This window comes from Synechococcus sp. CCAP 1479/10, assembly GCF_019038515.1.
Lineage (GTDB): Bacteria > Cyanobacteriota > Cyanobacteriia > PCC-6307 > Cyanobiaceae > Cyanobium.
Window position 1 is genome coordinate 1 of sequence record NZ_JAFKRJ010000025.1, and the last position, 23,497, is coordinate 23,497.

Annotated in this window: 20 protein-coding genes and 2 pseudogenes; 11 read left to right on the forward strand and 11 right to left on the reverse strand. The window is 65.2% G+C overall.

Going from position 1 to position 23,497, the window contains the following annotated elements; translation table 11 throughout:
• The 5 genes and pseudogenes from KUG39_RS07705 to KUG39_RS07725 form a co-directional block, all read left to right on the forward strand.
• Positions 1–223 (forward strand): annotated as a pseudogene (locus KUG39_RS07705) (photosystem II q(b) protein); the annotation flags it as partial.
• A 153-nt stretch (positions 224–376) separates the two neighbouring features.
• Positions 377–1,390, forward strand: coding sequence for a metal ABC transporter substrate-binding protein (locus KUG39_RS07710; protein WP_216914112.1), 1,014 nt, complete (start codon positions 377–379; stop codon positions 1,388–1,390).
• Between the two features lie 4 nt (positions 1,391–1,394).
• On the forward strand, positions 1,395–2,192 hold the full coding sequence (locus KUG39_RS07715) for a metal ABC transporter ATP-binding protein (protein ID WP_216914114.1): 798 nt from the start codon (positions 1,395–1,397) through the stop codon (positions 2,190–2,192).
• Complete coding sequence (locus tag KUG39_RS07720) at positions 2,189–3,061, forward strand: metal ABC transporter permease (RefSeq protein WP_216914116.1); 873 nt, start codon at positions 2,189–2,191, stop codon at positions 3,059–3,061. The genes KUG39_RS07715 and KUG39_RS07720 overlap by 4 nt, the downstream gene beginning before the upstream one ends.
• Positions 3,058–4,248, forward strand: coding sequence for a DUF4336 domain-containing protein (locus KUG39_RS07725; protein WP_216914118.1), 1,191 nt, complete (start codon positions 3,058–3,060; stop codon positions 4,246–4,248). The genes KUG39_RS07720 and KUG39_RS07725 overlap by 4 nt, the downstream gene beginning before the upstream one ends.
• A gap of 22 nt (positions 4,249–4,270) precedes the next feature.
• On the opposite strand, the gene KUG39_RS07730 is transcribed toward KUG39_RS07725, so the two are convergent.
• Entirely contained in the window at positions 4,271–4,630 is a 360-nt protein-coding gene (locus tag KUG39_RS07730; protein ID WP_094585938.1) for a DUF760 domain-containing protein, read from the reverse strand.
• A gap of 49 nt (positions 4,631–4,679) precedes the next feature.
• Positions 4,680–5,294, reverse strand: coding sequence for a signal peptidase I (gene lepB, locus KUG39_RS07735; protein ID WP_286193022.1), 615 nt, complete (start codon positions 5,292–5,294; stop codon positions 4,680–4,682).
• A 54-nt stretch (positions 5,295–5,348) separates the two neighbouring features.
• Between lepB and menD the strand changes: the two genes are divergently transcribed.
• Genes menD through KUG39_RS07750 form a run of 3 tightly spaced genes read left to right on the forward strand, consistent with a single transcriptional unit; the run spans position 5,349 to position 9,070 of the window.
• Positions 5,349–7,190, forward strand: a complete 1,842-nt coding sequence (gene menD, locus KUG39_RS07740; protein ID WP_216914119.1) for a 2-succinyl-5-enolpyruvyl-6-hydroxy-3-cyclohexene-1-carboxylic-acid synthase — start codon at positions 5,349–5,351, stop codon at positions 7,188–7,190.
• Positions 7,187–8,041 (forward strand): 1,4-dihydroxy-2-naphthoyl-CoA synthase, encoded by an 855-nt coding sequence (gene menB / locus KUG39_RS07745; protein ID WP_216914121.1) that lies wholly within the window; start codon positions 7,187–7,189, stop codon positions 8,039–8,041. The genes menD and menB overlap by 4 nt, the downstream gene beginning before the upstream one ends.
• Before the next feature lie 60 nt (positions 8,042–8,101).
• Positions 8,102–9,070, forward strand: coding sequence for a sensor domain-containing diguanylate cyclase (locus tag KUG39_RS07750; protein ID WP_216914123.1), 969 nt, complete (start codon positions 8,102–8,104; stop codon positions 9,068–9,070).
• Between the two features lie 15 nt (positions 9,071–9,085).
• On the opposite strand, the gene KUG39_RS07755 is transcribed toward KUG39_RS07750, so the two are convergent.
• The 4 genes and pseudogenes from KUG39_RS07755 to KUG39_RS07765 all read right to left on the reverse strand — a co-directional run bounded on the left by KUG39_RS07755 (position 9,086) and on the right by KUG39_RS07765 (position 13,002).
• The gene (locus tag KUG39_RS07755) at positions 9,086–10,897 is read right to left on the reverse strand and encodes an ATP-binding protein (RefSeq protein WP_216914125.1); all 1,812 of its coding nucleotides are present in this window, start codon (positions 10,895–10,897) and stop codon (positions 9,086–9,088) included.
• A gap of 100 nt (positions 10,898–10,997) precedes the next feature.
• On the reverse strand, positions 10,998–12,302 hold the full coding sequence (locus KUG39_RS07760; RefSeq protein WP_216914127.1) for an ATP-binding protein: 1,305 nt from the start codon (positions 12,300–12,302) through the stop codon (positions 10,998–11,000).
• A gap of 36 nt (positions 12,303–12,338) precedes the next feature.
• Positions 12,339–12,614, reverse strand: a pseudogene (locus tag KUG39_RS17590) (PAS domain-containing protein); the annotation flags it as partial.
• Between the two features lie 7 nt (positions 12,615–12,621).
• Positions 12,622–13,002 carry a PAS domain S-box protein gene (locus KUG39_RS07765; RefSeq protein ID WP_502988642.1) on the reverse strand — a complete coding sequence of 127 codons (381 nt, stop codon included), beginning with the start codon at positions 13,000–13,002 and terminating at the stop codon, positions 12,622–12,624.
• A 147-nt stretch (positions 13,003–13,149) separates the two neighbouring features.
• Between KUG39_RS07765 and KUG39_RS07770 the strand changes: the two genes are divergently transcribed.
• Complete coding sequence (locus KUG39_RS07770) at positions 13,150–13,512, forward strand: STAS domain-containing protein (RefSeq protein ID WP_216914129.1); 363 nt, start codon at positions 13,150–13,152, stop codon at positions 13,510–13,512.
• Positions 13,513–13,517: 5 nt separating this feature from the next.
• On the opposite strand, the gene KUG39_RS07775 is transcribed toward KUG39_RS07770, so the two are convergent.
• From KUG39_RS07775 to KUG39_RS07795, 5 genes are all read right to left on the reverse strand, one after another.
• Positions 13,518–14,690, reverse strand: coding sequence for a PP2C family protein-serine/threonine phosphatase (locus tag KUG39_RS07775; RefSeq protein WP_216914131.1), 1,173 nt, complete (start codon positions 14,688–14,690; stop codon positions 13,518–13,520).
• Positions 14,691–14,700: 10 nt separating this feature from the next.
• On the reverse strand, positions 14,701–17,232 hold the full coding sequence (locus KUG39_RS07780) for an ATP-binding protein (protein ID WP_216914133.1): 2,532 nt from the start codon (positions 17,230–17,232) through the stop codon (positions 14,701–14,703).
• Positions 17,233–17,248: 16 nt separating this feature from the next.
• Positions 17,249–17,842: a heme NO-binding domain-containing protein gene (locus KUG39_RS07785; RefSeq protein WP_190609282.1), complete on the reverse strand. Its 594-nt coding sequence runs from the start codon at positions 17,840–17,842 to the stop codon at positions 17,249–17,251.
• Positions 17,843–17,895: 53 nt separating this feature from the next.
• Positions 17,896–18,957, reverse strand: a complete 1,062-nt coding sequence (locus KUG39_RS07790; protein ID WP_233133977.1) for a polysaccharide pyruvyl transferase family protein — start codon at positions 18,955–18,957, stop codon at positions 17,896–17,898.
• Between the two features lie 278 nt (positions 18,958–19,235).
• Positions 19,236–20,126 (reverse strand): glycosyltransferase family 8 protein, encoded by an 891-nt coding sequence (locus KUG39_RS07795; protein WP_216914135.1) that lies wholly within the window; start codon positions 20,124–20,126, stop codon positions 19,236–19,238.
• 543 nt (positions 20,127–20,669) lie between these two features.
• On the opposite strand from KUG39_RS07795, the gene KUG39_RS07800 reads away from it, so the two are divergent.
• Entirely contained in the window at positions 20,670–21,944 is a 1,275-nt protein-coding gene (locus tag KUG39_RS07800; RefSeq protein ID WP_286193024.1) for a polysaccharide biosynthesis/export family protein, read from the forward strand.
• A 6-nt stretch (positions 21,945–21,950) separates the two neighbouring features.
• Entirely contained in the window at positions 21,951–23,462 is a 1,512-nt protein-coding gene (locus KUG39_RS07805) for a GumC family protein (protein ID WP_216914137.1), read from the forward strand.
• Positions 23,463–23,497: the final 35 nt, after the last annotated feature.

Consider the following 23,497-nt stretch of genomic DNA (forward strand, 5'->3'; position numbering starts at 1 on the left):
CGCCCTGGGCGTGAGCACGATGGCCTTCAACCTGAACGGCTTCAACTTCAACCAGTCCATCCTTGATGGCCAGGGCCGGGTGATCAACACCTGGGCCGACGTGCTCAACCGTGCCGGCCTCGGCATGGAAGTGATGCACGAGCGCAACGCCCACAACTTCCCCCTCGATCTGGCCACCGTGCAGTCCGTTCCCGTGGCCCTGCAGGCCCCGGCGATCGGCTGATCCCCTCGACAGCCGCGCTCCGATCCACCCCCCAGCCCCCTCTGTCCCCTGCGGACGCCGAGGGGGCTTTTCCTTGGCGGCCATCCGGCCGTGGCTGGGCCGCGGCGGCGGCCAGAATGTTCACTCCAAGCTTTCTGTTCGCCAGCGGCCGCCATGCCCCAGCACCGCCGTGACGGCCAGGGCCACCCCGAAGGCCCCCGGTTCCGCCTGAAGCAGGCCCTGGTGGCCGCCGCCCTGGTGGTTCCGCTGCTGGCCGGCGGCTGCGCCCCCGGGCCCGAGGCCGGCGGCAAGGCCCCCGGCACCGGAGACACCGCCGGGGCCAGCGGCAGCGCAGGGGCGAAGGACGGGCGCCCCCTGGTGCTCACCACCTTCACGATCCTGGCGGACATGGCCCGCCAGGTGGCCGGCGAGCGGGTGCGGGTGGAATCGATCACCCGGCTGGGGGCCGAGATCCACGGCTACGAGCCCACCCCCAGCGATCTCAAGCGGGCCTCGGGGGCCCAGATGGTGCTGGAGAACGGCTTCGGGCTGGAACGCTGGGCCCAGCGCTTCTACGCCGGCCTCCCCGAGGTGCCCCACGTGACCCTCACCGAGGGCATCACGCCCCTGCCGATCGCCGGCGACGCCTACCAGGGCAAGCCCAACCCCCACGCCTGGATGTCCCCCCGGCTGGCCAAGGTCTATGTGGAGAACATCCGCCGCGCCCTGACCCGCCTCGACCCCGCCGGGGCCGCCACCTTCCAGCGCAATGCCAAGCGCTACAGCGCCGAGCTGGACGCCCTCGACCGGGACCTGCGGACCTCCCTGGCCCGGATCCCCCCCGGCCAGCGGGTGCTGGCCACCTGTGAGGGGGCCTTCTCCTACCTCGCCCGCGACTACGGCCTCACCGAGGCCTACCTGTGGCCTGTCAACGCCGAATCCCAGGTCACCCCCCAGCGCATGGCCCGCCTGATCGCCCTGGTGAAGGAGCGCCGGGTGCCGGCGGTGTTCTGCGAGAGCACGGTCAGCGCCGAGCCCCAGAAGCAGGTGGCGAAGCAGTCGGGGGCCCGCTTCGGCGGCGTGTTCCACGTGGATTCGCTCTCCCTGCCGGACGGCCCGGCCCCCAATCTTCTGGAGCTGCAGCGTCATAACGTGGAGACCCTGCAAGCGGGTCTGGCGGGGAGCTGAACCGATGCCCTCTCGCCCCACCCCCTTCGCCGGCAGCGAGCGCATCGCCGTCCGCAACCTCTGCGTCGATTACCACGGGGTGGTGGCCGTCCATGACGCCTCCCTGCATCTCGATGCCGGCACCATCTGCGCCCTGGTGGGGATGAACGGGGCCGGCAAATCCACCCTGTTCAAGGCCCTGATGGGCTTTGTGCGCCCCTCGGCCGGCAGCATCGCCATCAACGGCCAGCCCCTGCGGCAGGCACGCCGGGCCCGGGCGGTGGCCTACGTCCCCCAGACCGAGAGCGTCGACTGGAACTTCCCGGTCAACGTCCATGAGGTGGTGATGATGGGCCGCTACGGCAGCATGAATCTGCTGCGCATCCCCCGCCCGATCGACCGGGAGGCGGTGAAGGAGGCGCTGGAGCGGGTGGACCTGTGGCCGCTGCGCCACCGCCAGATCGGCGCCCTCTCCGGTGGCCAGCGCAAACGGGCCTTCCTGGCACGAGCCCTGGCCCAGGGCGCCTCGGTGATGCTGCTGGATGAGCCCTTCAACGGCGTCGACATCCGCACCGAGAAGCTGATGATCAAGCTGTTCGAGCAGTTCCGGCGCGAGGGGCGCACCCTGATGATCTCCACCCACGACCTGGCCCACGTCACCAGCTTCTGCGACCAGGTGGTGCTGATCAACAAGACCGTGCTCGCCTACGGCGAAACCTCCTCGGTGTTCACCAGCGAGAACCTGGCCCTCACCTTCGGCGGCCTGCGGCTGGAGGGCGACCCGACCGCGGCCGTCGAGCCCGAGCCGCCGCAGGCGCCATGACGGCCGTGCTCACCTGGCTGATCGAACCGCTCCAGCAGGAGTTCATGGTGCGGGCCTTGCTGGTCAGCATGCTCGTCTCCTGTGTCTGCGGCCTGCTCTCCTGCTACATGACGCTCAAGGGCTGGGCCCTGATGGGGGATGCGGTGTCCCATGCGGTGATGCCGGGCGTGGTGATCGCCTACGCCCTGAACCTGCCCTTCGCGGTGGGGGCCTTCGTCTTCGGGGTCGGCTCGGTGGCCCTGATCGGCTACATCAAGCAGATGACCCGGATCAAGGAGGACACGGTGATCGGGCTGGTGTTCACCGGCTTCTTCGCCCTCGGCCTGACGCTGATCTCCAAGGTGCGAAGCAGCATCGACCTCTCCCACATCCTGTTCGGCAACGTGCTGGGCATCAGCTCCTCCGACATCCTCCAGACGGTGGTGATCAGCGTGCTGGTGCTCTCGGTGCTGCTGGTGCTGCGCAAGGACTTTCTGCTGTTCTGCTTCGATCCCACCCACGCCCGCTCCATCGGCCTTCACACCGGCGTGCTGCACTACCTGCTGCTGTCGATGCTGTCCCTGGCGGCCGTGGCGGGCCTGCAGACGGTGGGCATCATCCTCGTGGTGGCGATGCTGGTCACACCGGGGGCCACCGCCTACCTGCTCACCGACCGCTTCGACCGCATGGTGTGGCTCTCGATCCTCTCGGCGGTGATTTCCAGCGTGGCCGGCATCTACTGGAGCTACTGGATGGATGCCTCCACCGCTGGCTGCATCGTGCTGGTGCAGACGCTGCTGTTCCTGCTGTGCTTCCTGCTGGCGCCGCGCCATGGCCTGCTGGCCCAGCGGCGCCGCTCGCCGCGGGCCTCCCGCTTCCCATCCGCGTGAGCGCGTCCGTCAGCGGCGCCGCCCCGGTCTCGCCCGCGGACCAGCGCTGGCCCTGGTGGCCGCTGCTGCCCCTCTACCCCTACGGCCGCCGCCGCACCCTGGTGCGGGAGCTGGTGGCCGGACGGCTCTGGAGCTTCGAGCAGCTGCAGGGGGTCTGGTACGTGGCGGTGCCGATCCGCATGCTGGTGCTGCGGGTGCGGGAGGGGCTGCTGCTCTATGCCCCGGTGGCCCCCACCGCCGAGGTGCGCTCCCATCTGCGGGACCTGGAGGAGCGCCACGGCCCGGTGTGCACCATCGTGCTGCCCACCGCTTCAGGGCTGGAGCACAAGCTGCCGGTGCCGGCCATGGCCCGGGCTTTCCCCCAAGCCCAGGTATGGGTCACGCCGCGGCAGTGGAGTTTCCCCCTGGCGCTGCCGCCCGCCTGGCTGGGGTTCCCCGCCGCCCGCACCCGGGTGCTGCTCAGCGACGGGGTACCCCACGGCGACCAGCTCGACTGGTTGCCCCTGGGCCCCCTGGACCTGGGGCTGGGCACCTTCCTGGAGATCGCCTGCTTCGATCGGGCCAGCGGCAGCCTGCTGCTCACCGATGCCCTGGTGGCGATTCCGCCGGAGCCGCCGGCGGTGTTCGATCTCGATCCCACACCGCTGCTGTTCCATGCCCGCGAGCGGGGGGATGAGCCGCTGCAGGACGATCCCGAGCGACGCCGCCGGGGCTGGTGGCGGCTGGTGCTGTTCGCCACCTACCTGCGCCCCAGGCCCCTGGAGGTGCCGCCCCTGGGCGAGGTGCTGCGCCGCTGTCTGGCACCGGGGTGCCGCGACGCCCGGGCCCACTTCGGCTTCTATCCCTTCCGCTGGCTGCCCGGCTGGCAGACCGACTTCCAGGCCCTGGCGCCGGGGGGCCGCAGCACCCTGCAGGTGGCGGCTGTGCTGGAGCGGCTGGTGTTCCCGCGCCAGCGGGCCGCCCTGGTGGCCTGGATCCGGCTTCTGGCGGGCCTGGAGGACCTGCGCTGGGTGGTTCCGGCCCACCATGACGCCCCCGTGGCCAGTTCGCCCCAGGAGCTGGCGGCCCTGGCCGATCGGATCGAAGCGGACGACTGGGCCCCCGATCAGGGAGCCTGGGAAACCCTGGCCGGCATCGACAACACCCTGGTGCGGCTGGGGCTGGTGCCGGGGGAAGGGGAGCGCTGAGGCCTGGAGGGGGCGCTGAGGGCTAGAGCTCGAGTTCGCCGGGGTCTGCGTCGAGGCCCCCCTCGAAGCCACCGCTGCCGAGCATGGCCGACTCCAGCTCCATGCGCTGCTCCATCTGGCGCAGGAAGTAACCGGTCATCATCGCCGAGGCCAGCAGGCCCGCGAGGTTGTCGCGGCTGGCCTGGATCTTCACCTCGAACTGCTCACCGGGAAGCATGCCCAGCAGGCCCTGGACGTTGTGGCGGATGATGTCCTGGATGTCGCCGGTGGCCGAGCGCGCCACCCTCTGGAGCACATCAGGGGACTGTTCCTGCAGGTACTGAATCAGCGAATTGTCGCTGATCGCCTCGTTGTCGGCGGTCAGGAACTCCGGGTTGAACATGTGCCCTCCGGTGTGCGCTGTAACACGACGTGCACCCTAACGCAGTCTTTCAAGCGGCTTCCCCAGCGTCGGGAGTGGAGAACCCAACCGGACCGAACCGGGCCAGGGGCCAGTAGCGCCAGATGGCGGTGCCGATCAGGTCGCTCTCCGGCAGGGGGCCCCAGAGGTGGGAATCCAGGCTGGCATTGCGATTATCCCCCAGCACCAGCACCTGCCCAGGCGGAACCACGAAGGGCTCCAGGGCGTAGTCCATCGGCTCCCGGGCCCAGTCCGGCTCGGCGGGGATGCCGTTGCGCCAGAGGCGGCCCCCCTTCACCTCCACCCGATCGCCGGCCACCGCCACCACCCGCTTGATCAGGGCCGCGCCGGGGTCGTAGCCCGCCTGCTGCAGGGCGGCCGGCGGATGGAAGACGACGATGCGGCCCGTCCGCACCCCCGAGCCGAAGCGGGGGCTCAGCTTCTCCACCAGGACCCGGTCCTGGAGCTGCAGGGTGGGCAGCATCGAGCCCGACGGGATCCAGCGGGGCTCCACCACCGTCCAGCGCAGCAGCAGGGCCACCAGCACCCACAGCAGCAGCCGGAACAGCTGCTGCAGCAGGCCCCTTGCCGCACCCTGGGGGGCGGAAGGCGGCGTGGGCGGGGCGATGGCAGGGCCGCTGCCCATGGGGAAACCGTCCGTGAGGATGATTCCCCCATCCTGAACACCGGAGCGTCCCCCTTGGCCGGGTCCGCCACATCACTGGCCAATGTGCAGGCGGCTGTGGCGCTCCTCAACGCGCTGCGCCGGGGCGGCCTGGCCCACGGGGTGCTCTGCCCCGGCAGCCGTTCGGCCCCCCTGGCGGTGGCGGCCGCCCTGCTGGAGCCCGGGGGCCTGCAACTGCACACCGCCATCGACGAGCGTTCCGCCGCCTTCTTCGCCCTCGGCCTGGGCCGGGCCAGCGGCCAGCCAGCGGCCGTGATCACGACCTCGGGCAGCGCCGTGGCCAACCTGCTGCCCGCCGCCGTGGAGGCCGACTTCGGCTCGATCCCCCTGCTGCTGCTCACGGCCGACCGACCGGCGCGGCTCAAGGGCTGCGGCGCCAACCAGAGCGTCAACCAGGAGGTGTTCCTGGTGGGCAGCTGCCGCTGGCTGGGCGAGGGCGACCCGGAGGGGCTGGCCGCCATGGCCCCCCCGGAACTGGACGCCCTGGCCCGCCAGGCGCTGGCCGCCGCCCGGGGCGATGGGGCCGGCCGCTGCGCCGGCCCGGTGCACCTCAACCTGCCCTTCGACGAACCCCTGCATGCGGACGGCACGGATCTGACCCGGCTGGCCGCCGCACTGGCCGAAGCGCTGCCGCCGCCCCCGTCCCAGGCCGCTGGCGCCGCAGCCGCTGCGGGCGAGTCGGCGTCCCCCGTACATCAGGACGCCGCGGGCACGGGCCTGGACCCGGACCGCCCCGGTGTCGTGGTGGCCGGCCCCTGGCGCGGGGCCCCGGCGGCCTGGCCGGCCCACGTGGAGGCCCTGCGGCGCTGGCAGCGGCGCAGCGGCTGGCCGGTGCTGGCCGATGCCCTCTCGGGCCTGCGGGGCCTGCCGGATCTGGAGACGGTGACGGCCTACGACCTGATCCTCTCGGAGGGCGCCGGCGGCGAGGTGGCGACGCCAGCCGGTGAGCTGCAGGTGCTGCGCCTGGGCCCCCTGCCGGCCAGCCGGCGTCTGCAGCGCTGGCTGGCGGCCCAGGGGGGGGGCCAGGTGCTGGTGAGCGAAGGGGACGGACGCCGGCTCGATCCCCTCGGGGTGGTGCGGGGCCAGGCGAGCGCCGGGCTGGCGGCCTGGCTGGCGGGGCAGACGCCGCCGACCGGGGCGGGCGATCCAGCAGAAGCATCACTGGCGCTGGCAGGCCGCTGGCGGCGGGCGGAGGCGGCGGTGCAGGCCCAGCTGGAGCGCGAGCTGGCCGGGGAGCAGGGGGAGCCGGCCCTGGCCCGGCGGTTGAGCCGGCTGCTGCCGGCGGGGCTGCCGGTGCTGCTGGCCAACAGCAGTCCGGTGCGGGACTGGGAGAGCTTCGCCGACCCGGCCGCCCCGCCCCGGCCGATGCATGGCTTCCGGGGGGCCTCCGGCATCGACGGCACCCTCTCGAGCGCCTGCGGCCTGGCCGAAGCCCTCGGCGCCCTGGTGCTGGTGAGCGGCGATCTGGCCCTGCTGCACGATGCCAACGGCTGGCTATGGCGTCCGCAGCTGGGCGGGCGGCTCACCATCGTGCTGATCGACAACGGCGGAGGCGGCATCTTCGAGCAGCTGCCCATCCGCACCCAACCGGCGGCGGCGATGGATTTCGAGCGCCTGTTCGCCATGCCCCAGCCGGTGGACCCGCTGGCGCTGGCGGCGGTGCACGGGGTCCCCGGCCGGCGGCTGGAGTGCCTGGATGCCCTGGAGGACGCCCTGGCCTGGGCCCTGGCCCAGCCTTTGGCCCTGCTGGTGCTGACCACCGACCGACGCCGGGATGCGGCCCTGCGGCAGCGGCTGCGCACAATGGCCGCAGATCTGGCCGACCCCCTGGCCACCGGGCCGATCCCCTCCCCATGACCCCCGTTCCCCCCGCCCCGCCGCACTGGACCAGCGCCGGCACCTACAGCGACATCCGCTTCGAGACCAGCGGCGACGGGATCGCCCGGATCAGCATCAACCGGCCCGAGAAGCGCAACGCCTTCCGCCCCCTCACCGTGCAGGAGCTCTGCGATGCCTTCAACCGGGTGCGGGACGACCCCTCCATCGGTGTGGTGCTGTTCACCGGCGAGGGGCCGGCCGCCGACGGCGTCTGGGCCTTCTGCGCCGGAGGCGACCAGAGCGTGCGCGGCGACGGCGGCTACCTCGACGATTCGGGCCTGCCGCGGCTCAACGTGCTCGATCTGCAGCGGATCATCCGCAGCCTGCCCAAGGTGGTGATCGCCCTGGTGGCCGGCTACGCCATCGGCGGCGGCCAGGTGCTGCATCTGCTCTGCGATCTGAGTCTGGCGGCCGAGAACGCCGTCTTCGGCCAGACCGGGCCGCGGGTGGGCAGCTTCGACGGCGGCTTCGGCGCCGGCTACCTGGCCCGGGTGGTGGGCCAGCGCAAGGCCCGGGAGATCTGGTTCCTCTGCCGGCGCTACGACGCCCACGAGGCCCTGGCCATGGGGCTGGTGAACGCGGTGGTGCCCCTGGAGGAGCTGGAGCGCCAGGGGGTGGCCTGGGCGCGGGAGGTGCTGCAGCACAGCCCCACGGCGATCCGCTGCCTGAAGGCGGCCTTCAACGCCGAGACCGACGGGCTGGCGGGGATCCAGGAGCTGGCGGGCCAGGCCACCCACCTCTTCTATCGGACCAGCGAAGGGCAGGAGGGACGCAATGCCTTCCTGGAGAAACGGGACCCGGACTTTTCCGAGTCGCCCTGGCTGCCCTGAGGGCCCTGGCTGCCCTGATGGGGCCCCGGTCCATACTGCCTTCCCTGACAGCGACGACCGGTGTCCTCCTATCCGATCCCGGACAACGAAGCCGAACGGCAGGCGGCGCTGGACGACCAGTACATCCTCGACACGGAGCCCGGGGAGGATTTCAACCGCATCACCCGCCTGGCCAGCCAGATGCTGGGGGTTCCGATCGCCCTGATCTCCCTGGTGGATCGCCAGCGGCAGTGGTTTCTCTCCCGGGTGGGCCTGGAGCCGAGTGAAACGCCGCGGGAGCTGGCCTTCTGTGCGCACACCATCTGCTCCGATGACGTCATGGTCGTCAGTGATGCGACCGCCGATGATCGCTTCAGGGACAATCCCCTCGTGACGGGGGACCCCCATATCCGCTTCTATGCGGGCGTCCCGCTGCAAACCCGCTCAGGCTTCAATGTGGGGACCCTGTGCGTGATCAGCCCCCAACCGAGGCAGCTTGCCGGCACGGAGCAACAGCTGCTGCAGGATCTGGCCGGCATGGTGACGCAGTATCTGGAATCGCGGCGCAACAGCTATCTCTGTCCGCTTACGGGGCTCCAGAACCGACGCCCCTTCCAGGAGGCGGGGCAGAGGGAGTGCCAGCGGGCTCGCCAGAGCGACGATGCGCTCACCCTGCTGATCTTCGGACTCGATGATTTCCCTGGCTTCTGCGCCCGGTTCGGAGCTCCGCAGGGGGATCGGCTGCTCCAGGAGATGGCCGCCCGGCTGCTGAACCAGGTGGGGGAGAGCGCCCTTCTGGGCCGGGTGACCGCCGACGAATTCGCCATGCTGCGCCCAGGCCTCGACGGCCAGGAGGGCGTGGCCCTGGCGGAGCAGATCCGGGCCGCCCTGGCCCTCGATGCCTGGCTGGTGGAGGGCGTCCGCCATCCGCTGGCCATCAGCTGCGGTGTCGCCTCGCTGGGCGATGACGACAGCGGCTTCAAAGACCTCTTCCGGCGGGCCGAGGCTGCCCTGAGCCAGGCCAGGTTGTCGGGAACGACGCCGGCCTAGGGCGGGCCTCCCCGATCAGCGGGCCTGGACGGCCGCATAGGCCCTTGAGAGGGCGCCCTGCAGCGTCTCCACCCGGATCGGCTTGCCGATGAAGTCATCCATGCCACTGGCCAGCGCCTGGGCGCGGTCGCTCTCGCGGATGTTGGCGGTGACCGCCACGATCCAGGGGCGGGCCCCACGGTCGCCCTGCTCCCGGATCCGTCGCGTGGCGTCGAATCCATCGAGTTTCGGCATTCGCAGATCCATCAGGATGATGTCCGGGTCGAGGCTGCGCTGCTGCTCCAGGGCCTCCTCCCCATCGCAGGCCACACTGACGCCGTAGCCGAGCCGTTGCAGCATCAGCTCGCAGACGCGGGCGTTGACGCGATTGTCCTCGGCCAGGAGGATCCGCAGCGGATGGCTGTCGGCGAAGCTCGCCTCTGCCGGCTCCGGCTCCGCGGGAACCGTCACCGGCAGGCTGACCGTGAACAGGCAACCCTGGCCCGGTTCGCTCTCCACCTCAATCACGCCCCCCATGGCGACCACCAGGTGGTGGCAGATGGCCAGGCCCAGGCCGGTGCCGCCATGGGGACGGGTGCTGGAGCCATCCGCCTGGGTGAAGGGCTGGAAGAGCGTCTCCCGGGAGGAGAGGCTGATCCCGGGCCCGGTATCCCGGACACGGAAGAGAACGGGCCGCCGGCCATCGGGCTGGAGGTCCTCCACGCCGACGGCCACGGCCACCTGGCCGTGCAGCGTGAACCTGACCGCATTGCCCACCAGATTCACGAGGATCTGCCGCAGGTGCAGGGGATCGGAGGTCACGACATCGGGAACGTCGGCATCGAAGCTGAGCGTGATGGCCAGCCCCTTCGACTGGGCCTGCTGGCGGAACAGGTGCACGACCTCCTCCACCAGGGAGCGGAGCCGGCAAGGGGCTGCATCGATCACCAGCGCACCACTGTCGATGGCGGAGAAATCGAGCAGCTGGTTGAGCAGGAGCAGCAGCGACTCGCCGGAGTTGCGAACCGTCTGCAGGCACTCTTTCTGGTGGGGTGTGAGGCCGGTGCTCAGCAGGATGTCGGTGAGTCCGATCACACCATTGAGCGGCGTGCGCAGCTCGTGGCCCATGGTGGCCAGGAAGGTGCTCTTGGCCAGGTTGGCCTGCTCCGATTCCTGGGCCGCACGGCGGGCCAGATCGCGGGCCTCCAGGCTCACCTCCAGGGCCCGCTCCGAGGAGCGCAGCGAACGCCAGTGAAGCAAACCCGCCAGGGCGGACAGGAGGGCACTGCCGGTGAGCGAAAGGGCCAGGCTGAGGCGCAGGGGGAACAGCTGCTGGTTGAGGGTGGCCATCGACAGATCGACACCCACCAGACCCACTGTCCTGCCGGCCCCGTCACGGAAGGGAGCGAAGCTGCTCAGGAACGTGCCCCACTGATCGGTGTAGGGAACGGCACTCACCTTGGCCTTGCCGTAGCGGGCGGCCGCACGGGCGGCCGGGGGAGCATCGCCGTACCGCTCTCCGATCACCAAGGGGCTCACATCGTCCCCCTGATTCTTGATGTAGAAGGTGCTGTCGAGAACGAAGCGGAGATCCTGTGGTTGCCCCCTGAGGGTGTAGGCGTAAAAGACATCCGGCACCGACCGCCTGAGGCGGAGCAGGGGCCCGGTGGCCTGGCGATAGGCAGCGCTGCCGATCTGATCCGGGCGGGTGATCCGCTCATGCAGATCGCCATCCATCTCCGACGCCGTGACCACGGCCAGATCCCGTAATCGCTCCTGAATGTTCGCCTGGAGGCTGCCTTCGGCGGCCCGGTAGGTGACGACCAGGGCCGTGCTGGAGATGGCCATGATTCCCAGGCTCAGCAGGCAGGAATCGCGGACCATTCGGCGCCTTGGCGCGGGAATGCCCTCCGGTAGCGTCACGCCCAAGGCCTCCACACTCTCCACCCTACGGCTTCGCAACCCGGCGCCACGCCTGGAAGCGCTCCAGGGCGGCACAGAGATCCACGAAACGCAGGGGCTTGGAGAGGAAGTCGTTCATTCCTGCGGCTTCACACTCCTGCCGATGGGAGCTGAAGGAATAGGCCGTCAAGGCGATGATGTACACATCCGCATAACCCTCGCTGCGTAGTTGTCGGGCCGCTGAGATGCCGTCCAGACGGGGCATCTCCACATCCATGACCAGCAGATCGAAGGGCTCACTTCGGAGGCACTGGAGTGTGGCCTCGCCATCGCCCACCAGCTGGGCCGACAGATTCAGCCGGGCCAGCATCAACTCCAGCACGCGCTGGTTGACGCGATTGTCATCAGCCACCAGGATCCTCAGCCCAGGATCAAAACCGTGAGGAGAGCCGCTCGGGACAGGCTTCTGCTGGCTCTTTGAGGCCACCGCGAAGGGCAGGCGAACGGAAAAACAGCTGCCCTTGCCGAGGCTGGATTCCACCGAGATCTCACCGCCCATCAGTTGGCAGAGCCGGGAACAGATGGCCAGGCCGAGCCCGGCACTCTGGCGGGTCTGCTCCGGATCGGCGTGCCCGACGAACTCCTCGAAGATGAACGGCAGGGCGGCGGCGGAAATGCCGATGCCGGTGTCGGAGACACGCAACAACAGGCCGACCGCATCCGCCGCCGTCCGGGTCGCCTCGACGACAAGCCGGATCTCCCCATGGTTGGTGTATTTGCAGGCATTTCCCAGCAGGTTGAAGAGGATCTGACGCAGCTTGAGATCATCACCGATCAACCATTGAGGCACTTCCGTCGACAGGCTGAGCCGCAGATCAAGCTGCCGAATGGAAGCCTGATGCTGAAAAAGGTTCAGCACGTCATCGAGCAGATGATGGAGATCAAAGGTTCTGGGGTTCAACGCCAGACGACCGGTCTCGATCTGGGAGATATCGAGAATGTCGTTGACCAGATTCAACAGATAGTCGCCGCTCTCATGGATGGTCTGGATCATCTCCCTGTGGCGTCCCTCCATCGGGCTGGCCAGCAGCAGGTCGCTCATCCCGATCACGGCGTTGAGCGGGGTACGGATCTCATGGCTCATCGTGGCCAGAAACCGTGTCTTCGACTGACTGGCCGCGAGGGCTTCATCCCGGGCCTGGCGCAGCTCAAGGGTTCGCTGGGCCACCTGCTGCTCCAGCTGATCGCGCGCGTCAATCAGCCTGTCCTGGGCCTGGACGATCGCACTCTGATCCCGGAACGTGAAGACAAGCGAGGGCTTGCTCGGGACGTTGACGGTGGCCCACGACACCTCGATGACCCGCCTGGGTGGGGCGCTGGTGAGCTCCCAGGTGGTGGTGCCCTCGGGAGCCTGCGTCCAGAAGGGCTGGCCGGCCTGGGGCTCGGCCGTGGCCTGGGGTTGGCTGTCGGGAAGGATCCCGCTCAGGGAGCGGCCCAGGCACTGCAGGCGTGGGAGACCCACGAAGCGATCGAAGGAGGCATTGGTCCACTCGACGATTCCATCGAGATCGGTGAAGGCGAGAGCTTCTTCGACCGCCCCGAGAGCCGCCTCCAGCCGGCCGAGGGTGGTGCGCAATTGGGCGACGAGCTCCAGATCGGCCATCCCGGACTCAGCTCAGCGGGCGCAGGGTCGCCGCAAAGACCCAGCCATCCCCGCGCCGTTCGGCGACGATGAAGTGCTCTGAATTGATGGCGCGCTGGTCCTTGCAGATCGTCATCAACTCCAGGGGATGGTTGAGGATCTGGGATTCACCAACGATCTGAAAGCGTGAGAATCCCAGGTGGTGGGCGTCGCGGAAAGAGTCGGGAAGAATCATGGAGAGGGACTGTCCCTCCAGATCCTGCAAGGTCCATCCATAGGTGGATTCAAACAGGTCGTTGATCTCCACGATGCACCCGTCACGGTCGGCGGCAACGAAGGGCAGGGACTTCTGGCGGAGCTCTTCAATCGTGACCATGGCCTGCGCCGCACACATCACCGGGTGATTCACAAACCTTAGCGCCGCATCCCGGAAGCCGCTCCGGCTCGATCAGGACCTGGACATGGCCACCCCCAGGCTGGACAAACCAGGAAGCCAGCCAGCCGCAACACGCCCCGGGCCGGGCCGTCCGATGACGGAAGCCCCAATCCTGCGGGAATGGTAAGATCAAGGAGATTCGAGATTCCATGTGTGGATGATCTCTCCATCCTGAACCCTTCAGGTTTGCTTGATGCCCAGAGTGGCGCCGAACTGCGATCATCCATCGGCTCTCTTCTGAACGAAACGACAGGAGACATCCTGATTGACTTTCAGGGCATCGACTTCATGGACAGCAGTGGCTTCGGAGCCCTGGTTTCTGTGCTCAAACGGGTCAGGGAGCACGGAAAGCAGCTGTATCTGTGCAGTCTCACCAGCCAGGTGCGGATCGTCCTGGAGCTCACCGGCACCGAGAAGGTCTTCACCATCTTCCCGGATCGGGAGGCCTGCGTCTCGGCCCTGTCACAGAAGCCGATCGCCTGACGTTCTCAGGAAAGAATCGCTCGGATCGCCGAATAATCATCGGTGAACGGGGCGTTGGCCGTGATGTCGTGGATCTGGGAGAGCAGCCGCTCGAGCCCATCGTCGTCCGACAGCAGCCCCCGGCACTGCTCCGCCAGCTGCATGAATTCCGGCAGGGTTCCCATCACCCCATCGGGCCTCGGGACTTCGTAGAGCCCATCGCTGTAGACGAGCAGACAGCCCCCATCTCCAACTTCCAGACTCTCGTTGGCATAGGTGGACTCCTCGAACAGACCCACCGCCATGCCCTGGCCCCTGAGCCACAGGCTGGGAAAAGCGCCAGTGCGGCTCCAGAGCAGGGCAGGGGGGTGACCGGCGCTGGCGTAGCGCAGGGTCCTGCTGGAGAGCTGATACACCCCGTACCAGATGGTGAGGTAGCGGCCCTGATGGCGCTCCATCTGGAAACCGCTGTTGAGGGACTGCAGCACCGCGGCCGGATCCCGCAGATCGACGGGCAGGGAGCGCGAGCGCAGCTGGTTGTGGACGGAAATGGAGGGGAACGCCGCCGCCAGCCCGTGGCCGGAGGCATCGGCGAGATACAGGACGAAATGATCCGCATCCAGCCAGAAGAAGTCGAAGGAATCCCCACCCAGCTCATGGGAGGGCTCGAAGCGTGCCTCCACCCTGACGGCACCGGTCATGGCCTCGGGAAACAGGGAGCGCACGTAACTGGCCGCCTCTTCCAGCTCCTGATCGAGCCGGGCCTTCTGCTGCCGCAGCTCCTCGGCCAGATCCTTGAGGCGCTCGTTGGCCTGGTGCAGGCGGATGCCGGAACGGACCCGCGCCAGCAGCTCCTCGGGGTCCACCGGCTTGCTGAGGAAGTCATCGGCGCCGCAGTCAAGCCCGAGGACGCGGTCCTCCACCCGGGAACGGGACGTGAGCAGGATGAAATGGGCCGACTGCAGGGAAGGGTCGGCCTTGCAGGCCCGGCAGACCTCCAGGCCATCCATGCCGTCCATCAGCCAGTCGCAGAGGATCAGCGTGGGCGGACAGAGGCGTGCCTGCTCGAGGGCGGCTTCGCCGGAGTCCACCATCACGACCCGGTAGCCCTTGGCGCTCAGCCGGGCCTGGAGCAGCCGGGAATGGATGCGGTCGTCATCGACGAGCAGGATCGTGGTCAGGGCACCGCTGCTGTCCATCGGGGGAGGATCAGGGGGCCGTGGGGCGTCGCTGCCGCAACGCCTCGGTGACCCGGCCAGCCTCGACGAGCAGCTGGTCGATTCTGAGCTGGGGCCACGCCTCCGGATCGGAACGCAGGGACTCCTCGACCGCTCCGCACAGGCCGGCCAGGCCAAGCGCGCCAAGGCTGGCACTGGGGGAGCGCAGGGAGTGGGCGGCAGCGATCATGGCCGGCGGGTCGTGGTACTGGTGGGCCATCACGACGGCCGACACCAGGCTTGTCGCGTCTTCGAGATACAGATCGATGAGTTCCTGGAGCAGCGGCTCGGCCCCATCACCGAGTGACTGCTCCAGCTCCCCCCAGGCGCCGGCGTCGATCGGGTCATCCCCGGCCGCCCCTGGCGGGGCTTCAGGTTGGTCGGGGGGGGTGTAGTGCTCCAAGGCGTAGGTGAGCTGGGCTGGCACGATCGGCTTGGCCAGGAAGTCGTCCATGCCGGCCTCGAAGCAGGCCTGACGATCCTCCGGACGGCCATGGGCTGTCATCGCGATGATCCAGGGTTGCACAAACGGAGCCGGCAGCCGCCGGATGGCCCTGGTGGTGGCATAGCCGTCCAGCTCCGGCATCTGCACATCCATGAAGACGACGTCAAAGGGGGTTGCCTGCAGGGCCGCGAGGGCCTCCGGGCCGGAAGCCACGGCATCGGCCCGGTAACCAAGGCGCTGCAGTAACAGCAGGGCCAGCTGCCGGTTCACGGGGACGTCATCGACGACGAGCAACCGCAGCGGCAGCCGATCGGCGAGCCGATGGGGGCCACCTTCCGGGGCGGGTTGGTGGGATGGCGTTGGGGGAACGGACAGCCGCCGCTCCGCTGGGCTCTGCAGTTGCTGCAGCAGGGCCCGGCGAAGCTGGCCGAGTCGCACGGGCTTGGTGAGCAGCACGGGCGGGGTCTCTGGGAGAGACGCCAGCTCCGTGACCTTGCACCGGTCGGCCAGGACGATCCAGGGACGCATCCGCAGCAGGGGATCCTGCAGGAAGGACGGAGGCGATGGGTCCCCGTCGCAGGCGAGCAGACGCCCATCGATCACCACGGCAGCATGGCCGGCATCAGCGATCACGGCGGGGGCGACCCGCATGGGGATCTGACAGAGATCGGGAGCGATCACCGACAGGCCCATCCAGCCCAGCTGCTTCTGGAGAAGGGCACGGAGGGCGGGATTGGCGATCAGCAGCAGAACCGAAGCCGCGTGCGGGGCTGGAATCGGCAGGAGCTCCGGGGTGATGCTCGCTGTGGAGGTCGGGTCGAGCGTCAACAGCACGGTGAAGGTGAACACACTGCCGACCCCTTCCTCGCTGGCCAGGCCGATCGCTCCCCCCATCAACTCGCACAGACGGCGGGTGATCGCCAGCCCAAGGCCCGTGCCGCCGTAGCGCCGGGCCGTGGAGGGATCGGCCTGGCGAAAGGGTTCGAACAACTGGGGAATAAGGTCGGGCGACACGCCGATGCCGGTGTCACGGATCTGACAGGTGAACAGGCAGGGGGTTGGCTCGCCGGCCACAGCCGCCTGGGGCTCCGCCGTCAGGGTGACGACGATCTCACCCTGGGAGGTGAATTTGACGGCATTGCTCAGGAGATTCCAGAGGATCTGGCGGAGGCGGGTGAGATCACCGATGACGGCCGTGGGCAAGCTGGGGTCGATGTCCAGGATCAGTTCCACCTCCCTGTCCTGCAGACGCGACACACTCAGGTCCAGGGCCTCTTCGATGCAGATGCGCAGGTCGAAGCGCTGCTCATCCAGCTGCATGGCACCGGATTCGATCTTCGAGAAATCAAGGATGTCGTTGATGATCGTGAGCAGGGAATCGGTGCTGCTGTTGATGATCTCGACATATTCCCGATCCACGGCGTCAAGCTGCGAGTCCTGAAGCAGCCCTGCCATGCCGATGATGGCGTTCATCGGCGTTCTGATCTCATGGCTCATCGTGGCCAGGAACGTGTCCTTGGCGGCATTGGCGGCTTCAGCGGCCTGCCGGGCGGCTTCCAGCTCCGTATTGAGGGCTGAGAGGCGCTGTGTTGACTCCCGCAACTCCGCCCGCTGCGTCGTCAGAATGTCGTTGAGCTGCTGGCTTTCCGTGAGCGCCACATTCCTGGCCTGGAGCAGGAACAGGAAGTCAACCAGGGAATCATGCAGGGGAAAATCATTGATCTTGAGCCCGAGGGACTTCAAGTCCTCCAGTTGCAGCAAGCAGGGGGTACCGACGAACAGCAGCTGCTCCGTCTGATCAAGACAACAGATCTGGCCCTTCAGCTGCAACGGAATCCGGTCGGACTTGAGGATCACATGCCGATCGGTACACTCACTCAGACTGGGGAAATCCATCGGCACATCCGGCCTCATCAGCTGGAAGTGATCGTCGAGGGACTGCCCCAACAGATCCGGTTCAGGAAGGATGCGACGAAGGACGGAGCCAGCCGAACGGATGGTCAGGGCACGGTCAACGACGAGATGAAAGGGGAACAGGGGATCAAACAGATGGTCTGGCAACGGCACGGACGTCACCATCAGAAACGACACGTCGTCATTCGTGCCTCATGCCGCCTTCGGGAAGCACAGGGTCTGTTGGCGAAGCAAGGCGAACCTGGAAGAGGTCTGTGGCATCACCCTGGTCACGGGAGGCGATCTGGTCGACCGCCAGAGGTGTGCGGAAACGCTTGCCGAGGCCATGCAGCAGGCCAGTCACCATGGGGGCCAGGCCTCTCCGCTTGGAGCGGTACTCCAGTTGCATGGATGCGTCGGCGTGGTGCTCGCAACGGAAGGAGGGCGGTTGCAGCTCAGGGAAGGCCAGGGCGGCCCGGGCGTGGAGATTGTCGAGGTGATCCAGGAATTCCGGCAGGGTTTCACCCGTGCTCTCTAGAAGCTGCTCATAACCTTCCGTGGCGGTGTAGGTGATCCAGTACTCACCAAATGCCTGCATGATCTGATCACCCGAGAGGCCAAGTTCCTCGGTGGCCGCCGCCACCAGTCGATGGGTCACGTCGTCGGGATAGGCCTGGTAGGTGGAGAAGAAATCCAGATCCAGGAGATCAGCCGGCTCCTTGATGCGCTGCCAGATGTCCTCCCCATGGTGGGTGGTGACCATCTGCTGGATGGCCCGGTTGACCAGCCCGTACATCGTTGAACAGCCAAATGAAGTGAATCTAGCCCGGTGGGGCTGGCGGTATCTCTTCAGGTGTTGCCAGGTAACTGATCAAGGCACCACTGGAAATCGCGGCGAACCTGCTCGCGGACAGGCTCGTGGGCGAACAGGCGCCCACGGGTGGCAAGGATGGCCGGCAAGGTCGACGGGGGATCGAGGCTGGCCAGGTCACAACCGGGCAGATCAAGCCGCCGGCAGAGGTCCCTGCCCTTGTTGGAGTAGTGGAGATGGTACGGAACCCGTCCAGCAGCCAGTGACAGAACCGCGGTGTGAAAGCGCACGGCGATCACGATGTCCACCAGGGAAAACAGGGCCATGGCAAGCTGCCAACTCGGCACTTCCGGCTGTTCGACAAACGGATTGAGGACGGCTGTGCCGGGGGCTCGGGCCTGGATGGCGGCGGCCACCTCAAGGTCATTGTCAGAGCCGTAGGCACCGGATTGGATCAGGATGACGGGCCTGAGTCCAGCAGCGTAGAGTTCAACACTGAGCTGGGCCATCCTGGCGACGAAAGCATCATTGTCGTGGCCGTACATGCTGTCAAAACCACGCACAGAGAGCACGGCGGCCTGGGCAGGATCAATCGCCAGACGTTCAAGAGATTGCCGCGCCGCTGTCTCCGCAAGGGGAGAACTCTCCAGGACGAAGGCGATGTCGAAAGACAACCTGGCGGGCACCCCAGCAGCACAGAGCCGCTGGTGACTTTCCGCATCCCTCACACAGACAGCCGCCAGACGCTTGAAGTAGCGCTGCAGCAGGAAGAAGCTGAGGCCGTGGCAGGAGCGAGGAATCGACTGGCCGAACAGAAACGTGTGCCGGGCGCTATGCCTCAGTTCGGCGAGGTTCATGAGGAACGCCTTGGTGACGAACCATTCACGAGAATTGTTGAAGATATCGCCGCCAACGCTGATGTAGGCCTCACAATTCCTGGGCCGCTCAGGCAGGAAAGTGACGCCCAGGGTGGGATCAGGCCGCTCATCCTGAACGCAGCCCACCAGATCCACACCGGGCAGGAGCTTTCGAAACGCGCTGTAGATGGCTGCATCCCCCAGATTCAGGGTGCTGTAGGCGTTGATCAGGCCAATGCGCACGGGAGATTACAGAAGAAAGAGACAGTTCTGGTAACGCTGCGTGAACGGCTGGCGCGTTGTGCATGCTTCCAGAGCGCTTCCAGAATGCTTCCAGAGTGAAGCGATAGCATGAAAGCCTGTGCCATCGTATCAGCACAGCACAGAGCCGGATCCTCACAGACCGCCCTGCAAGGGATGGCTGGACAGGCGAAAGGATAGGGAAGGCTACAGATCCGAGCGAATGGGAGAATCCTGGCCGCCAGTATCGTGGCGGTGAGGAGCACAGGCACACGGCAGACTCATTGAGAACGCAAGAGTCGCCGCAGCTTGCCCTTCACCATCTCCAAGGTTGGAATGGAACGGACAAACTTACGATAGGCGGCACCGATACCCATGAGCTTCACCGGACGTTGGCCAGAGAATGCGGTCCGATCCAGGAGAGCAAACCATCGGTCCTGGAAGTTCGCGGAGTAATCAGCATGCCAGGGCTTGACTTTTCCTAGGAAATGGATGATTCCATCTGAAAAGCCGATATCCGCCTTGCCTTTCGACGTGTTCCACTTCGGATCAAGAACCAACCAGTCATCCGCCAGAACGATATTGAGGGCGTCTTGATCCATCTGATCAAGCAAGTCGTAGTTGTCTTGGGCAATTGTCAAAGCCTTCAATTGAATATGACGTTCTCGCCAGGCGTCCAGATCCATGACAATAACCCCTGAGTTAAAGTATTGCTGAGGATTATCCAGCTTCAGCTTTTCGCGAAGGCGCTGTTGCTGCTGCGGGGTGTCGATACCACCGTCAATCACACATGCACTCGATTTCCCTTGCAGATCGAGCAGCTGCAAGCCATTCAGATCCGAGCAGACGATAAGATCCGTATCCAAGTAGATACAGCGGGACACATCAGCCAAATACTCGGGAATGAAGAAGCGTGCATATGGGGATTTGCTCTTGACGAGCAGCGTGCTTCGAAGGTTATCGACCTGCCCAAGGTCGAAGTCTATAAACTTGATGGTGCCAAGGTTGGCAGTTTGCCAGGAGGCAAAGAGCTTCTGCTTATCTTCAGGGGATAGATCAACGCTGATGACATAAACGTTGAGGGTGGTACTGCAGGCTTCCAACGCGGACCGGACAGTAACTGCAGCACCCCAAAGATAATTCGCGGTGGCAACAATCACAATATTGACCATTGTGCCTCAAGCGTCCTTCACGCTGAAGTTTAGCTCAGGGCCATGAATCAGCAGCGTTGCCCTGGCCAATTGGCCGTATGGCCCGACATGACATCAGGGATTGCTGAACAGTGTCTTTTGGGGTGTTGCCCGTTCCCGGCCCCGTTCAGTTAAGCAATGGCGTCCCGTAGAGATGATCCTGTCGGCATGCCAGCGACGGGGAGAGATCGGACATCCGGAAGCTGTGGAGGTCGCTCGCAAGCTGAAGCGGACTAGGGCGAAGCCGAGCAAAGCGCGGGCAACCTGGACCCATCACGCGGATGGATCCGCGTGCAGCCACCGAGGCCTGCTGTTGCAGACGGTGGCGGACCGATCCCCAATCCAGGATGAGGGGAAACAGTGCCACGAACCAGGGGGTGCCGAACCAGCTGCTCAGGTGGAAGTCCAGGCCTCCCTGGTACAAAACTCTCAGGTGGTAGGTTTCTGATCACTGCTGATGCAGCCTGATGGGCCTGGATGACGAACTGATGCTTGCGCTCATCGGATCAGGCTGAACATCCCAGCATGAAGCCGCGTCCCGAAATCCTGCAGATCAAGGCCGTTGACCGACAGCGCCGCCAAGGGATGGGCGGATGCACATTCAGGAGACCCTGCCTGCTTGGGATGGGAATCAACAAGCGATGGAATGGAAGCCTTTCAATCCTGCGCAGCGAACAACCCACTGGCTCACCGACTAGGGATACGCTAAGGTTGATTCGACAAGCCAATCGGGGAAACTGTTCCGAATCGACACAGATGTCGAAGTTCCTATGCTGGCTGCTTGGGCTGGCCTGCTGTATTGGCACAGTCGGTACAGCTCAGGCTTTACCGATCTCACCCGGTGATCGAGTCAAGGTGACCATTCCTGAGGGTGAAGAATTCAGTGGAATCTTTGAAATCAATCTGAACGGAGAACTTGAGCTTCCCTATCTCAAGGGAATCTCAGCCGTCGGCCTGGAACCTGAACAGCTGCAGAAGCGTGTCTCTCAAGCCCTTGTGCAACAGGGCTTCTTTCAACCATCCTTCCTCAGGGTCAGCCTGAGCGTCGTCCAGTGGGCACCGGTTCCCGTCTTCGTGATCGGATCCGCTTTTCAGCCTGGTCGCGTGTTGATCAACGAGTTGAGTGATGTCGAACAGACGCAGACTCCTGTTCAACTCTCTGGGCAGGCCCCGCTCAACCGTATGCTCACCACGGCTCTGCGTCGTGCTGGAGGCGTGACTCCCACCGCCGATGTCACCGCCGTGGAGTTGAAACGAGGATCACGAAGGCAAGTGTTAGACCTCTCCGGTGCCTTCACGGGGGTACCATTTAAGGACATCCCGCTGATTGCCGGTGATCAAGTGATTGTTCCAGACACGGGTAGCGTGAACCCACTGATCGTTCGCCCGTCGCACATCACTCCCGCTGAGGTTGAAATCAATATCTCCAATCTTACTGTTCCTGCGGCGGGGAACTCTGTTGCCGGTATTGGCTCTCAGGCCAGGAACTTTCCCTATGGCTCACGCCTGTCCCATGCCGTCATCTCGGCGAACTGTGCAGGTGGAACCATGGTCACCAATGCGCGACGCAAAGCCATCCTGGTGCGAACAGAAAGAGCCTCGGGCAAGACGACGGTCTACGAACGGGGAGTAGAAGATCTTCTTCGTGCCTCGACGGACAACGCCAACAACCCCTACCTCATGGCGGACGATGGTGTGGCCTGTTATGACTCCAAGATGACAAACTTCCAGGCCGTACTTAGTATCTTTACCCAGTTCCTGAATCCCGCCGTTTTGATTTATGATCGAAGCATTCCCTAAGTTAGAGTGAAAGAAGCTCCACCCATCATCAGACGCCTGAAGCCGAAGGTGCAGGCCGTGCAAGAACCCTTGGGCAAGGCGACCCGGCTGTTTGCTGAGCAGTTTCGAAACATCCCGGGGTTGAAGGCTCCGGATCCGAAGGGTTGGTGGAAAAAGCTGAGTCGCACGGACAAGCTTCGCTGGAGTCGTTATCTTTTCGTTTCCACATGTACGAATGGCCTGATCTGGGGATCCAGCATTCTTTATCTCTTGCTGGCGAAGCCCGTCTACACCAGTTCATGGGCTTTGATTTTACCTGGAAGCGCTAACGCTGTGAATCTAAGCCTGCCTGAGATTGGTCAAGCTACGGCATCAAATGAATCTCTTGGCTTGGCAACATTTGATCCCCGAGCCAACTATGAATTCATCTTCGTTAGCGAGCAGGTATTGGCAAGGGCTGCCAAGCTTGCCAATATTCCAAAAGCGGACTTCGCCAAGCCGCGCATTAAGAATATTGATAATACAACGCTGATGCAGATTGATACCACCGGTCCATCGCCTGAAGATGCTCGCAAGCGTGCCAATGCATTGCATGACGCCATGGTAGAGCGTCTCAATGAGCTGCGTGTCAGCGAGATCGAACAACGGCAAGGTCCAGCACAGAAGATTCTTCTGGAAACGCAGCAGAAGCTTGAGAATGCCCAAAAGCAAGTGTCTGCATACAAGCGCCAGTCGGGCCTCACATCGACAGAACAGGTGGAGATTCTGTCGGCTAATATTGAACAACTACGCAAGCAAAGGGCCGAACTTGCTGCTCAGCAATCGCAGGCTGAAAGTCGACTGCAGAAATTGAGTCGTAGCCTGGGGCTGTCTCCATCCGAGGCCACAGATGCGTTCAAGTTGCAGGTGGATCAGATCTTCCAGCAGAACTTAAAAGACTACAGCGAGGCCACATCTATACTCAAGGTTCAACAATCGAAGTTCGGCCGAAATAATCCTCGAATTCTCAAAGAGATCAAGCGGCAAGAGGCGGCAATGCAAGCCTTGAATCAGCGTGCCACTCTCTTGCTTGGTCGGCCTGTATCCGCCCAGACACTCTCACGACTTGCCTTGACGGGTGCAAGTTCGGGGCGCGAGTCTCTCTTTCAGAATCTGGTGAATTACCAATCAGATGCGAGTGGCGCCGCATCACAAGTTCGTAAGCTTGATCAACAGATCAGCTCTTTGGAGAACCGGCTTAGGCTGATGTCCCAGAGGCAGTCGTCGTTGGAGAATCTGAAGCGAAACGAGCAGATCGCAGAAGCCGTGTTTGCCTCCACACTGGCCAAACTGGATCTTGGTCAGGCGAACATCTTTGCAGCGTTCCCGTTGATTCAGATTGCTGTGGAGCCATCGCTGCCGGAAAAGGCGACGTCACCAAAACGGTCATTGGTTCTTGCTGGCTCAGCCTTTGGTTCCATTCTGACGACGACCGGTCTCTGGATTCTTTGGATCCGCAAGCCCTGGATCAAGCGGCTCGGCCGTTGGGTTTCAACCTAGCCAGGAGACTTCTTTGGGACTCAAGACGCTTCTTT